At 53.3% G+C, this 13347-nt stretch carries 11 protein-coding genes; 8 read left to right on the top strand and 3 right to left on the bottom strand.

Annotated features, from left to right (window positions below; translation table 11 throughout):
* Positions 1-84: 84 nt before the first annotated feature.
* Positions 85-867 (top strand): N-formylglutamate amidohydrolase, encoded by a 783-nt coding sequence (locus KGP26_RS14535; protein WP_094981277.1) that lies wholly within the window; start codon positions 85-87, stop codon positions 865-867.
* A 72-nt stretch (positions 868-939) separates the two neighbouring features.
* On the top strand, positions 940-1650 hold the full coding sequence (locus KGP26_RS14530) for a flagellar brake protein (RefSeq protein WP_021806468.1): 711 nt from the start codon (positions 940-942) through the stop codon (positions 1648-1650).
* Positions 1651-1687: 37 nt separating this feature from the next.
* Here the strand turns inward: KGP26_RS14530 and KGP26_RS14525 are convergent, their stop codons facing one another.
* A complete protein-coding gene (locus tag KGP26_RS14525; protein ID WP_223664165.1) occupies positions 1688-2527 on the bottom strand; it encodes a PfkB family carbohydrate kinase in 840 nt (279 codons plus the stop codon).
* A 373-nt stretch (positions 2528-2900) separates the two neighbouring features.
* Between KGP26_RS14525 and KGP26_RS14520 the strand changes: the two genes are divergently transcribed.
* The 6 genes from KGP26_RS14520 (at position 2901) to KGP26_RS14495 (ending at position 8992) form a co-directional block, all read left to right on the top strand.
* Complete coding sequence (locus KGP26_RS14520; protein ID WP_223664164.1) at positions 2901-4769, top strand: beta-glucoside-specific PTS transporter subunit IIABC; 1869 nt, start codon at positions 2901-2903, stop codon at positions 4767-4769.
* Positions 4766-6181: a glycoside hydrolase family 1 protein gene (locus KGP26_RS14515; RefSeq protein WP_223664162.1), complete on the top strand. Its 1416-nt coding sequence runs from the start codon at positions 4766-4768 to the stop codon at positions 6179-6181. The genes KGP26_RS14520 and KGP26_RS14515 overlap by 4 nt, the downstream gene beginning before the upstream one ends.
* A gap of 12 nt (positions 6182-6193) precedes the next feature.
* Complete coding sequence (licT, locus tag KGP26_RS14510) at positions 6194-7033, top strand: BglG family transcription antiterminator LicT (protein ID WP_037376086.1); 840 nt, start codon at positions 6194-6196, stop codon at positions 7031-7033.
* A 113-nt stretch (positions 7034-7146) separates the two neighbouring features.
* Positions 7147-7716 carry a chromate transporter gene (locus tag KGP26_RS14505; protein ID WP_037375950.1) on the top strand — a complete coding sequence of 190 codons (570 nt, stop codon included), beginning with the start codon at positions 7147-7149 and terminating at the stop codon, positions 7714-7716.
* A complete protein-coding gene (locus KGP26_RS14500; protein WP_223499840.1) occupies positions 7713-8234 on the top strand; it encodes a chromate transporter in 522 nt (173 codons plus the stop codon). Before KGP26_RS14505 ends, KGP26_RS14500 begins: the two co-directional genes overlap by 4 nt.
* A 161-nt stretch (positions 8235-8395) precedes the next feature.
* On the top strand, positions 8396-8992 hold the full coding sequence (locus KGP26_RS14495) for a histidine phosphatase family protein (protein WP_037375948.1): 597 nt from the start codon (positions 8396-8398) through the stop codon (positions 8990-8992).
* Between the two features lie 201 nt (positions 8993-9193).
* Here KGP26_RS14495 and fdhF read toward each other — a convergent pair whose 3' ends face one another.
* Positions 9194-11365: a formate dehydrogenase subunit alpha gene (gene fdhF, locus KGP26_RS14490; RefSeq protein WP_223664160.1), complete on the bottom strand. Its 2172-nt coding sequence runs from the start codon at positions 11363-11365 to the stop codon at positions 9194-9196.
* A 1001-nt stretch (positions 11366-12366) separates the two neighbouring features.
* Positions 12367-13272 carry a DMT family transporter gene (locus KGP26_RS14485; protein ID WP_223664158.1) on the bottom strand — a complete coding sequence of 302 codons (906 nt, stop codon included), beginning with the start codon at positions 13270-13272 and terminating at the stop codon, positions 12367-12369.
* Between the last annotated feature and the right edge of the window lie 75 nt (positions 13273-13347).

Raw genomic sequence — 13347 nt, 5'->3', positions numbered from 1 at the left:
GGCCGTGCCAAATTCTCCCATGGGATATTGGTAGCCGGTGAGAGGATCGCCTAGAATTAGCGCTTTCTTACGCCGGAGTGCCCAATGTATCACCCCTATACCCCAACCTTGTTGTCTGCCGATGAGCCTGCGGCCGTGAGCGTTGAGCTGCCACAGGCGACTTCTCCTTTCTTACTGCTGTGCGATCACGCGGGGCAGGCCATCCCAAAACGTTTGGGCGATCTTGGTCTGGCCAGCGGCGATATCGATCGGCATATCGGCTGGGATATCGGTGCGCTGGCGGTTTCCCGTCTGCTGGCTCAGCAGTTGGATGCGACACTGATCCATCAGCACTACTCACGTTTGGTGATCGACTGTAACCGTATGCCGGGGATTGCCAGTTCTATCCCACCGTTATCGGAAGTTACGCCAATTCCTGGCAACCAAGGGATCAGCGCGGCCGAAGCGGGCGCCCGCGAACAGGAAATTTTTCAGCCTTACCACCAGGCCATCAATCACACGCTGGCCGCTCGCCGCGCCAATAACCAACCCAGCGCGGTGATCGCTATGCACAGCTTTACGCCGGTGTTTAAAGGCGATGCGCGGCCGTGGCAGGTTGGGCTGCTGTTTAACCGCCATCCACAATTTGCCCTGCTGTTGGCGGAGTTGCTGCGTGCAGAAGGGGATTTACAGGTTGGTATCAACGAGCCTTATGCGATGACTGATGCGACCGACTACACGCTGCCGGTACATGCGGAACGCCATGAATTACCCTATGTTGGCATCGAGATCCGCCAAGATCTCATCGGGGATAGTGCAGGCCAGGCAGCATGGGCGGCTCGTTTTGGCCGACTATTGCCATTATTATGGCAACGCTGGGAAATTTGACTTTAGTATTGATGGCGGTGATGATTGCGTAAGGAAAGCGTTAGCGTCGATGGACAATGCTGGGAGTGACGGGTGGAACATATTGATAACGGACGGTTTATCAAGCAGGAGCGTTTTGAAGTTCTGGCAATCTTGCGCGACATCTATAAGCAAAGAACGCCGCTGCGTGTCGTTAATCAACAACACGAATTCATTGGCCAATTATTAAGCGTTGGCGCTGATAACATCGTCTTTGATTGCGATGCTCCAGAGCAGCTCTCCGGTGGGAAATTCAGCATTGTGATTGAAAACCATGATGCAAAAATCGAATTCTCCGTTGACCAGGCGCAACTGACCGAGCATAACGCCATGCCGGTTTACGAGGCGTGCCTGCCGAAACAACTGGTTTATATCCAGCGCCGCCGCCAGTTACGTATCACCACGCCTTATTGGCGTGAATTCTTCTGTAACGGTGAACACAGCGATGGCACCCCTTACCAACTGCGTATCCACGATCTTTCGCCGGGTGGCGTTGGTTTGCGTATTGATGGCGCGGTACCCGACTATATGCAGCCGGGGCTGGTGTTCAATAAGGCTCAGTTGGATTTGGGAGATTACGGCAAGTTCAAGGTGAATATGGAACTGATTGCCGTGAATCAAGATCACGATATTGATGAAGACCAAACGCAGCATTTCATGCGCCTGTCCTGCCGTTTTCTCAAGATGGGAATGCTGACCGAACGCAAAATTCAAAGCGCGGTGTTTGCTTTTGAGTTGGATTTCAACAAGAAGAAAAAGCGTTGAGTGGCCATGGCGCAGGGGCTACCTGCGCCGTCTGCCGTTATTTCAACGCCCGCAGGTGGCCGATCTCCTGCCAACCGTGACGCGCCGCATCTTCCAATACCGCACACACCTCATGGATCGCCGTCGGCACTGCCTTGCTGAAAGGTTCCCCCTGCAGCAAATGAGCAATTAACAGCGCGGTGAACATGTCACCCGTGCCCTTCACCGGCGAATCGATTTTGGCATGGGTGAAGCTTTGCGCCTCGTCGGCAGTGACCAGCAACAGACCAACTTCTTGATCGCCGTTTGCCACGCCAGGTGCACTGGTAACCAGCACCCACTGCATATTACCTTTGAGTAGCGCCCGCGCAGCCTGTTCGGTTTGCTCACGCGTGCTCAGCGCCATGCCGCACAGCTGCTCCAGTTCGAATCCGTTTGGCGTCAGGCCATGGGCCAGATTGAGGTATGGCGAGCGATAGCTTTCAACCAGACGTTTATCGACGTAAACCCCTTCGCCATAGTCTCCCATCACCGGATCAATATAGATCTTGATACCTGGATTGAGGGCAATCACCCGTGGCAGCCAGTCGGCCAGAATCTGGCACTGCGCCACGTCACCCAGGTAACCGATAATGATGGCCCGCGCGCGGCACACGACTTGACGGGCGATCAGATCTTCCAGAAAACCGCTGAACCATTCGCTGGAGATCGCTCCCCCGTGCGGCGCGCCGTAATAGGGCGGGCAACCAAACAACACGCTCGGTACCTGCAACACCTCCAGGTTCTTCTTCAACAACGTGCGGTAGGCAATGCCATTCCCCACGCTACCGTAGACCACCTGCGACTGAATGGTGATCACATCAATGGGTGGTGGCCGCAGTTTAGAGCCTTGTTGCATGTAGACTTCCTTGGTTCATTGTTATTCAAGCGCAACGGTCGGCAGAGGTAACTCGCCGAGGTAGGGAAGTTTAACCTATTGAAGGGCATGGCTACAGTATGTCGCGGGAGAGTTTGATGATTTTTCGTTGGATCGCATGCGAGTTTTCCTGCGGCTAATCGTGATGCGAATCACAAAGCTTGCCGTTGCCGGTTGCCTGGCGATCGCGTCCGCGGTATTACTTGCGCCGTAGCCTAATAAGCTACTCAATCATTTTTATGATGGCGTGTTACTGCGCAAGCAGGCAAGACCAAAATAGAAATGCACTTCTTCTGCTGAAGGGGAGCATTTTCATTTTGGTCTTTTTTTTTGCTTTTTTTGCCGGGGAAAACCTATGGATTATAACAAGTTAGGCTTGGACATATTGGCACTGGTTGGGGGGAAGGGTAACGTCAGTAAGCTGACGCATTGCGCCACCCGCCTGCGGATGGAGTTTAACGACGACAGTCGGGTAGATGCGAAGGCGATTGAAGCTTTGCCCGGCGTGATCAGCGTAGTCGAGCGCGGTGGCCAGTTCCAGATTGTGGTGGGCAACAACGTGCAGCAGACTTTCCGCGCGTTGCAAAAAGCGATTGGCCAACCGTTGGGCAAACCTGACGGACAGCCGAAAAACAAGGCCAAGGGCGGTGTCTTTACGCAGATTATCAGCGTGATTTCGACCACCTTTACGCCGGTGATCCCGGCTATTACCGGCGCGGGGATGATCAAGGCGCTGCTGGCGATCCTCAAGTTAACTGGGGCGATCAGCGCGGCCAGCCCAACTTACCATCTGCTGGATACCATCGCCGATGCCGCCTTCTTTTTCCTGCCGGTGCTGCTGGCCTACGGCGCCTCAATCAAGTTTGAGTGTAATCCTATTCTGGCCATGACCATCGCGGGAGCCTTGCTGCACCCCAATCTTGCCCAGATGCTGGCTGCCGGTTCGCCAATCGATTTTATTGGCATCCCGGTGCGGTTGGCCGATTATGCCGGTTCAGTGCTGCCAATCATCTTCACGGTGTGGCTGATGTCCTATATCGAGCGCTTTGCCGAAAAAGTCTCGCCGACCATGATTAAATTCTTCACCAAACCGATGATCATCCTGCTGGTGACCACGCCGCTAGCCTTGGTGGCGGTGGGGCCGTTCGGTATTTTCCTCAACGATCTGGTAGCCAGCGGCGCGGCGATCATCGATGGCAAGGCCAGTTGGCTGATCCCGATGTTAATGGGCGGGCTGCAACCGTTCCTGGTGATCACCGGCACGGCGTGGGCAATGACGCCTATTGCTACCGGCCAGTTGAGTAAAAACGGCTTTGAGATGATTAATGGCCCCGGTATGTTGGCTTCCAACATCGCCCAGGGCGCGGCAACCCTGTGCGTAGCGTTCCGCACCAAGAACAAAAATCTGCGTCAGTTGGCCTCATCCGCCGGTTTCACCGCGCTGTTGGGGATCACCGAGCCTTCACTGTACGGCGTCACGCTGAAACTGCGTAAACCGCTGATCGCGGCCATGATTGGCGGTGGCTGTGCCGGTGTCTACGCGGGTGTCAGCGGTTTGGTGCGCTATGCCTTTGTTTCGCCGGGATTGGCGGCATTGCCGGCCTTTATCGGCGAAAACCCGATGAATATCGTGCACGCCCTCATCACCTGCGTCATCGCTATCGTCGTGACCTTTGCCTTGACCTGGATCCTGGGCTTTGAAGATCCGGTTGATGAAGAAGAGGCAACGGTGACAGACAGCGCACCGTCTGTTGATGACGCGTTGCTACACAGCCCGTTGGCAGGCCAACTGGTGGCATTGGAACAGGTGAATGACGACGTATTCTCACAAGGGTTACTTGGCAAGGGTGTGGCGATTGTGCCTGAACAAGGTGTGTTGCGCGCGCCCGTGGACGGGGAAATCGTGACCTTCCTGCCTTCGAAGCATGCCGTAGGCATTAAGGCCGATAACGGCATGGAAGTGCTGATGCATATCGGCATCGATACCGTCAATCTCAACGGTGAGCATTTCAGCTCTCAACTGCAGGTGGGCGATCGGGTGAAAACCGGTGATGAGCTGGTACGCTTTGATATTGCTGCGATTACCGCGCTGGGTTACGACATCATCACCCCGGTGCTGGTGGTCAACAGTGAGCAGTATCCGCACCTGAGCTGTCGGCAGCCTGGCCCGGTGAACTTTGGTGAGCAAATTGTCGCGCTGACTATTCAGGAGCAAAAAGTATGATTTACCAACAGCTGAACGATTTTCCACCAGGCTTCCTGTGGGGGGCCTCAACCTCGGCTTATCAGGTTGAGGGGGCATGGGACGAGGACGGCAAAAGTCCTTCCATTGTTGATATGCTCGATCATCCCGCCGAGACGGCGGATTTTAAGGTGGCCAGCGACCATTACCACCGTTTTCGTGAGGACGTTAAGCTGTTCGCCGAATTAGGGCTGAAGGCGTACCGTTTCTCCGTAGCCTGGACGCGCATTTTGCCCAACGGCACGGGTGAGGTGAATCAGCCTGGCCTGGCGTTTTATCGTGACCTGATCGATGAACTGCTCAAGCACGGCATTGAACCGGTGGTCACACTCTACCATTTCGATCTGCCCTATGTGCTGGAACAACAGGGCGGTTGGAGCAATCGGCAGACCATCGATGCCTTTGTCAAGTATGCGGACGTGCTGTTCACTGCCTTTGGCGATAAGGTCAAATATTGGCTGACCATCAACGAGCAGAACACCATGATCCTGCACCCTGGAGCCATCGGTGTGCCGAAGGGCGGCGAGTTGCCTTCCAAGGTAGTGCTTTATCAACAGAGCCACCATATGCTGGTGGCGCAGGCGCGGGTCATGGCTTTGTGCCATCAGCGTTGCCCCAAGGGGAAAATCGGCCCGGCGATCAATACCACTTCCATGTATCAGGAAACCTGCCGCCCGTTGGATGCCATCGCCGCCCACAACTGGGAAACGCTGCGCTGCTGGAGCTTTCTGGATGTCGCGGTACATGGCCGATACAATGCGTTGGCCTGGCGATATTTGCAGGATCGTGGCCTTGCCCCTGTGATTGAAGACGGAGATGCGGAGCTACTGCTGCAAGGGCGGCCGGATTATGTGGCGATTAACTACTATTCCACTGCCACTATCGCAGCCAGCCGTGGTGATGCCTCGGATATTACGGCTCGCGCGGGGGATCAGCAAATCATGCTGGGTGAACCGGGCGTATATCGGGCAGCGGAAAACCCGTATGTCGACAAAACGCCCTATGGTTGGGTGATCGACCCCGTGGGCCTGCGGCTGACGCTGCGCAAGGTTTATGAACGTTATCATCTGCCGATTTTAATTACTGAAAATGGCATCGGCGCGCCGGACCAGCTATTGTCTGGGGATATCATCAATGATGATTACCGCATCGATTTTATGCGTGCGCATATCGAACAGATGCAATTGGCGATTAACGATGGTGTCGATCTGCTGGGTTACTGCCCGTGGGCGGCGATCGATCTGGTCAGCACGCATCAGGGCTACGCCAAGCGCTACGGTTTTATCTATGTCAACCGTGGTGAACAGGATCTGCGCGATCTGCGGCGTATCAAGAAGCACAGTTTCGCCTGGTATCAGCGCCTGATTGCCTCGAACGGCCAACAACGTGGATAACACAGTTTAATGATGAAAGTCATCAAGGTGCTCAATAACAGCCTGGTGCTGTCCACCGACAGCGATAACCGCGAAGTTATCGTGATGGGCAAGGGCATCGGGTTTAACAGCAAAGTGGGAGATGTGCTGGCTGCGGCCAGCATAGAAAAAGTCTATGTGGTGCAGAATGGTCAAACCGGCCACGACCATCTGCGCCTGATAGAAGCCACGCCGGAGCAGCATATTGAACTGGTGCAGATGATCCTCAGGCTGGCCAACAGCCAGCTTGGCGGCCGGGTCAACGAACAGATCTTTTTCACCCTGGTGGACCATCTCAGTTTTGCGATTGAGCGCTGCCGTAAAGGCATCGTCATACAGAACCGGCTGTTGCATGAGGTAAAACGCTTTTATCCGCAGGAGTTTGCCGTAGCATTACAGGCGCTGGCGCAGATCAACGAGCGCTTGGATATCCTGTTGCCGGAGGCAGAGGCGGGGAACATTGCCTTTCATCTGGTCAATGGCCAAACCGACGTGCAGAGCATGGAGCACACGCTGCTGGCGGTGAAGATGCTGAAGGATATCTTCAACATCATCAAATACCATTTCCGCATCGATATCGCCACAGACTCGCTCAATTACTCGCGTTTCCTGCTGCATATGCAGTTTTTCATTCAACGCATGATCGATAACAAACAGGTGAAGTCGAAAGACGATTTCCTGTTCTCGCAGGCGACGAAAGAGTACCCAGATGCCTATCGTTGTGCACTGGTGATCCGTGACTATGTGAAAAATCTGCTGGAAATGGAGATGTCCAACGACGAGCTGCTGTACTTGGTCATCCACCTGACGCGGATTGTCGATCGGGACGATTAAGCTTGTTCTACGGCGCCTACACCGTAGCGATAATGGCTCTGAAATGCATTAGACATCATGGCTTGGCCGCGTGCATTATGCCAGATAACAACTGAGATAATGTGGGAAACGCCATGTCAGATCCTAATGTGCTACAGGGCCAGGAGATCGCCGAGCCGCCGAGCAATACTCAACTGTTTACCGGCTTTCTGATGCTGGGCCTGATCGGCTTTGGCGGGGTGCTGCCGCTGGCGCGCAGTATGTTGGTGGAACAACGCCGCTGGTTAACCGCTGAACAGTTCACCGAACTGCTGGGACTGTGCCAGTTCCTGCCGGGTGGCAACGTCATAAACTTGTCGGTGGCGGTGGGGATGGAGTTTCGCGGATTGCGTGGTGCGCTATCGGCCTTGCTCGGGCTGATCTGCGCCCCAACGGCAATTGTGGTTGGTCTAGGCGTGATTTATGCCCGCTACCAAGACGATGCTCATGTGCAGCACGTGTTTGCCGGTTTAGCCGCAGCTGCGGCGGGCTTACTGCTCTCTACCGCATTGAAAATGCTGCTGCCACTGTGGGGAAAATGGTTGCCGTTAGCGATTGTCGCCATTGCTTTGGTGGCGATTGCCTGGCTACGTTTGCCATTGCTGCCCACCATGCTGGTGCTGGCACCGCTAAGTATTCTGCTGGCGTGGAGGAAACCTTCATGATGGCGGTGTTAATCTCGCTGGCGATCATTTTTACCGAGCTTTCGCTGATGGCGTTTGGCGGCGGCTTTAGCATCCTGCCGGAAATGCAGCGCCAGGTGGTGGAGGTGCATCAATGGATGAGCGCCCAGGAATTTAGCGCGCTGTTCGCCATGGCACAGGCGGCACCGGGGCCAAATATGATGATCGTGCCGCTGATTGGTTGGCACGTCGCGGGCTGGGCCGGGCTGCTGGTTTCCTCCGTAGCCAAGTTTGGGCCGTCGTCCATTGTCACCATCCTGGTGATGGGCGCATGGCGGCGTTTTAAAGATAAACCCTGGCGGCGTATCGTGCAGGTTGGGCTGGTGCCGGTCACTGTCGGATTGGTTGCCGCGAGCGGCGTGCTGATTGCCCAGGCTTCAGCGACCAGCTGGCGATTGGCGATATTAATTGTGTTAGCGACGCTGCTGAGTATGAATAAACGTATTCATCCATTATGGATCCTGGCGGGCGGTGCGGTTCTGGGATTAGTGATTGGGTGACGCCTTAACTTTCTAAAAGGGGCCGCATGCTGCGTCCTTGCTCATTAATCTCAAGCCACCCGTTTTGGCAGGTGGCTTTTTTAATTAGTCACGACAATGGCCTGCAAGCACGTGGTCTTACCTGGCGGCGTTCTTAAGGGCAAATATGGGTGAAAAGAACCATGAAGCAAGCGTTTAAAAACGGCATATTGGCGTTACTGTTATCCAGCGTGGCAGGGGCCGCCTGGAGTGAGCAAACCCTGGTTTTCGTTCGCCACGGTGAGAAGCCAGACAACAACAGTGGTCAGTTGACCTGCAAAGGTTTTAACCGCGCCTTGGCACTGCCGGAGGTCTTGATTTCCCGCTTCGGTAAGCCTGAGGCCATTTATGCCGCTGGCCCCAAGAAAAATAAGCTGGGCAGCTCCATGCGGGCATTGACCACCATCACCCCAACGGCCATTCGGCTCTCACTGCCGGTGAATATCCAGTATCACGCCGATGACATTGCTGATTTGCAGGCGGCTCTGCTGGACGATCGTTTCCGCAATGCCGTGGTGTATGTCTCTTGGGAACATCACAATCTGGTGCAGGTGGTAAAAAATATCATCACCGCCGAGGGAGGTAACCCACAACAGGTTACCAAATGGTCGGGGAATGATTTTGACGGTATCTATGTGCTGACCATTAACCATGACGCGTCCGCCAACAAGATCCGCTTCGAGCGTCAAACCGAAGGGCTTAACAACGTCGCGGATACTTGTCCAACCGGAATGAAGTGACAATATCAGCGCAGAAATTCAGTCACCGGAGTCACTAAGGGCGCGGTACTAAAATCGCTTTCTGGTGCGTGAAATATGGATTGGTCGACCTGATAAGCCATTAATTTGCATGAGTCAACAAGGTCAATGACGGCCAAGTAAATAATGAGGTGGGGTTGTACACCACACCTCAATGATTTCCGCGTTAATCCGATAATTAACCTAAGCTTCTAACGGCAATAACAAGTCATCCACGGCGCTGCGCAGGCGGGCCTTCATGGTGCAGTAACTCTGCTGAGCATAGTTTTCTGCCCATTGCTGATCGGCAATGGCTTCCAGCTTCACCGCACAGTATTTGGTTTCCGGCGTTTTCGAGATCGGATCCAGGTTATCCTGGGTCAGTTCATTACAGGCGCCAATCCACCACTGGTAGGTCATATAAACCGCGCCCAAATTAATCCTCTCGCTATAGTTGGCTCGGGAAATCACCTTGCCGCGGCGGGAGGCCACCCAAACCAGTTGCTGGTCGGCAATGCCCAGCTCAGCGGCGTCTTGCGGATGGATCTGCACAAAACCAGGCTCATCCGCCAGCGTTTGTAGTGCCTTACAGTTGCCGGTCATTGAGCGGCATGAGTAGTGGCCGACCTCGCGCACGGTACACAACACGAGAGGGTAGTTTTCATCAGGGATTTCTGCGGGAGCGCGCCAGGCTGTAGCAAACAATTGACCTTTGCCGGAAGGGGTCGTGAATTGGTTCCCCTGATACAGGTAAGGTGTCCCCTGGCTGTCCAAGGTGGTACAAGGCCACTGCACATGGCCGAGTTCACCCATTTTTTCGTAAGTGGCTCCGTAAAACAGTGGGCACAGCTCGCGCATCTCGTCCCAGATCTGTTGGTTATCTTCGTAGTGCATTGGGTAACCCATTTCAGTCGCCAACAGGCTGATAATTTCCCAGTCACGTTTGACGTTATACTGCGGCTCGATAGCTTTCTCAAAACGTTGGAAACCACGGTCGGCACAGGAGAACACTCCGCCATGCTCCCCCCATGAGGTGGCAGGCAAGATCACATCGGCCTGTTCGGCCGTTTTGGTCATAAAGATATCCTGCACCACGATAAAGTCCAGCGCGTCGAACCCACGACGGACCAGGCTCAGATCGGCCTCGGTCTGTAATGGGTCTTCCCCCATGATGTAGTAGGCTTTGACTTTACCTTCAAGGGCCAGATGCGGTATTTCGGTGATACGGTAGCCTACTTCGGCGTCCATCTGTGCGGCGTCAATCCCCCAGGCCGCGGCAAATTTGGCTCGTACTGCGGCGTCGGTCACGGCCTGATAACCAGGGAATTCGTTTGGCAGAACCCCCATATCGCAGGCTCCCTGAACGTTATTTTGTCCACGAACCGGCCCAACCCCCACGTTGGCGCGCCCCAAATTACCCGTGAGCAGTGCCAGGCTGGCAATGCCTTTCACCACGTCGACAGCCTGACCAAACTGTGTTACGCCCATGCCCCACATAATGGTGGCGGAAGGGGCACTGGCGTAGATACGCATTGCCTGGCGGATCTGCTGGGCAGTGACCCCTGTCAGGTGCTCCACCGCTTCTGGAGAATAGTCTGCCACTTGCTGGCGATAGGCGTCGAAACCTTCGGTATAGTTGGCAACGTAATCGCGGTCATACAGGTTTTCTTCAATCAAAACGTGAGCGAAGGCATTCACCAGCGCCATATTACAGCCGTTGTTGATTGGTAAATGCAGATCGGCAATACGCGCCGTTTCGATGCGGCGTGGGTCGCATACGATAATCTGTGCACCTTTCTCTTTGGCCTTCAACACTCGGCGAGCCACGATAGGGTGCGAGTCTGCACAGTTGTAGCCGATGATCAGCAGGCACTTGGAGTTTTCGATATCGCCGATAGAGTTACTCATCGCGCCGTTACCCAGAGTCGCTTGCAAACCTGCAACGGAGGGGCCATGGCAAACGCGGGCACAACAGTCGACATTATTATTACCGATCACCGCCCGGGCGAATTTCTGCATGACATAGTTGGTTTCATTACCCGTCCCGCGCGATGAACCGGTATGCATGATGGCACGCGCACCATATTGCTGCTTGATCTCTTTGAGACGCTGTGCCGTGTAGCGAATAGCCTCCTCCCAACTGACAGCCTCAAATTTGCCACCTTTCACACGGCGGATCAGCGGCTGATTAAGGCGCGGAGTCAGCAGTTTGGTATCATTGAGGAAGTCCCAGCCGTAGTAGCCTTTCAGGCAAAGTTCCCCCTGATTGGTTACCCCGTCTGCCGCTTCGGCACGCAGGATTTTGCCATTTTCTACTACCAGTTTTAGTTTGCAGCCTGCGCCACAGTAAGGGCAGACAGTGGTGATTTTTTTCATGGTGAACTCCCGGATTACCCCTGTAACTTTTGAGCGCAGCTAAAAAGCTTTCGGGGATGGCAAGGTTTATGCTCCGCCTATGGCAATACATAAAACATGCCAACCAGGAAATATTTTTTATAACAGTAGGTTGCAGGGGGGTGATGATGTTTCGACAGTTTTTCGACATAAATGACGATGCGGTGCCGGATTTTCGTCACTCCTTTTATCGTAAAACAGACCCAAGTATAGGCGGGGAGGTATCAACAATAATTGTGATTCCTCCGTATTACTTTAGACCATGGCTATCGATTTATTTCCTGCTACTTACTTTGATTGTTGTTAATAAAATTACCATATCGTTTTAACGGTTTTCATTATAGGAATGATTAATAGGCATATACTGTCGAATAAAAACAACTTGACCTTGATAAAATAACTTAGAATGATAGTTATTATCAATTTCTGAAGGTTATTCTGTGATGACCTCATTTGAGAAATGAGTAGGTGTTAGCACCTTCAGACATTTTCACAATGCCTGAACAATCTCTCTTATTCTATAATATTCATTGAAATCAATAGTATGATTTTAAAAATAGGTTCATTACTTACATTTTAGGGGGGGTAATGAAAAACATTCTATTTGTCTTTTTTTGTGTTTTTCTTGGGGTTGCCATAGGTTCTATTGCGAGAAGCTTTAACGCGTCTCCGTTATTTCAGTCCTTGGCTATTTCTACTGGCATAGCAATCGTGATGTTTATTTATTATCAAGCAACAGGAGTTTTTAAATGAAAGTCTTAAGCTTTGATGAAGTTAATTTGGTTTCAGGTGCAGGAAGCTAATAAGCCATTAATATGTATGAGTAAACAAGGTCAATACGAATCCTACTGCAATGGGCTGTAATCTTTCGTGATAGTGGGGCAATCATTGAGGTGGTTTACCTCACACCTCAATGATTTTTGTGTTAATTCATGGATTATCTTAAGTGGGCAACGGTATCCCTACACTTATATTTAATACGGTCACTGAACTCCACGTTTCCATCGATATAGATTGAACCTCCCCGGCTTGGAAAACATCACCAGGTTGCCCAGCAGGATCAGACACAGGCCGATCACCGCATTCAGATGCCACTGGTAACCCTCATACAGAGTGGAGATCGTCAGCGCCACCAACGGGAACAGCAAGGTGCTATAGGCGGCGGCCCCTGAGCCGATGCGGCCTAACAGGGTGAAATAGGCGGCAAAGGCGATCACCGTGCCAAAAATCGCCAGATAGAACAGCGAACCCAGATAGCGAGTGGTGAATTCGAGCTGCAATGAAGCGCCCTGTGCCAGTGCGATGGCAAACATCAGCAGTGCGCCGTAGCTCATGGCGTAAGTGTTGGTGGAAAGGATATCCAGTCCACGGCGTTGATGGCGTGTGCTGAGCATGTTCCCCAGCGAAAAACCATAGGTGCCCAGGGCGCTCAAGCCGATCCCCTTAAGCAATTCTGGCGCCATCTGGGTCGCCATCAGATCTTGCCAAAACAGCGCCACGATGCCGATCATGCCTAACAGCGCCGCAGGAAGCAGGTTGGGGCCGGGGCGTTGGCGGAAGAAAATCATGCTGTTAACCGCGTTGAACAACACCGCCATCGAGAAAATCACCGATTCCAGCCCGCTGCTGATATAGGCTGCGGCCAGGTAGAAACAGTAAAAGTTAAAGCCAAACACACAGCAGCCCTGCAACATGCAGAACAGGTGGTCCCGCAGGCTAATGGCCCGCAGACGGCGTAGCGCCAGCATGGCCAGCCACATCACGGCGGCAGCCAGCAGGAAGCGGTAACCGATCGAAACGGGGATCGCCACCGTGCCTTGTTGCAGGGTAATCGCAATCCAGGTGGTGCCCCAAATCAGCACCACGGCAAGATACAACAGCGTATTCATAAATTCTCCTGTGAATGATGACGGGAGTATTCATCTTTTTGCGCCGTAACGCTTTCAGCCTTTTGCGGCCAATTG

The sequence above is a fragment of the Serratia sp. JSRIV002 genome, from assembly GCF_019968725.1.
GTDB classification, from domain to species: Bacteria; Pseudomonadota; Gammaproteobacteria; order Enterobacterales; family Enterobacteriaceae; genus Chania; species Chania fonticola_B.
This window is presented reverse-complemented; position numbering and strand designations above follow the sequence as displayed.

Bases quoted from the DNA above. Each gene is read 5' to 3' on its own strand.
- KGP26_RS14535 (WP_094981277.1), top strand. From the start codon at position 85: ATGTATCACCCCTATACCCCAACCTTGTTGTCTGCCGATGAGCCTGCG.
- KGP26_RS14525 (WP_223664165.1), bottom strand. From the start codon at position 2,527: ATGCAACAAGGCTCTAAACTGCGGCCACCACCCATTGATGTGATCACC.
- KGP26_RS14520 (WP_223664164.1), top strand. From the start codon at position 2,901: ATGGATTATAACAAGTTAGGCTTGGACATATTGGCACTGGTTGGGGGG.
- KGP26_RS14515 (WP_223664162.1), top strand. From the start codon at position 4,766: ATGATTTACCAACAGCTGAACGATTTTCCACCAGGCTTCCTGTGGGGG.
- licT (WP_037376086.1), top strand. From the start codon at position 6,194: ATGAAAGTCATCAAGGTGCTCAATAACAGCCTGGTGCTGTCCACCGAC.
- KGP26_RS14505 (WP_037375950.1), top strand. From the start codon at position 7,147: ATGTCAGATCCTAATGTGCTACAGGGCCAGGAGATCGCCGAGCCGCCG.
- KGP26_RS14500 (WP_223499840.1), top strand. From the start codon at position 7,713: ATGATGGCGGTGTTAATCTCGCTGGCGATCATTTTTACCGAGCTTTCG.
- KGP26_RS14495 (WP_037375948.1), top strand. From the start codon at position 8,396: ATGAAGCAAGCGTTTAAAAACGGCATATTGGCGTTACTGTTATCCAGC.
- fdhF (WP_223664160.1), bottom strand. From the start codon at position 11,365: ATGAAAAAAATCACCACTGTCTGCCCTTACTGTGGCGCAGGCTGCAAA.
- KGP26_RS14485 (WP_223664158.1), bottom strand. From the start codon at position 13,272: ATGAATACGCTGTTGTATCTTGCCGTGGTGCTGATTTGGGGCACCACC.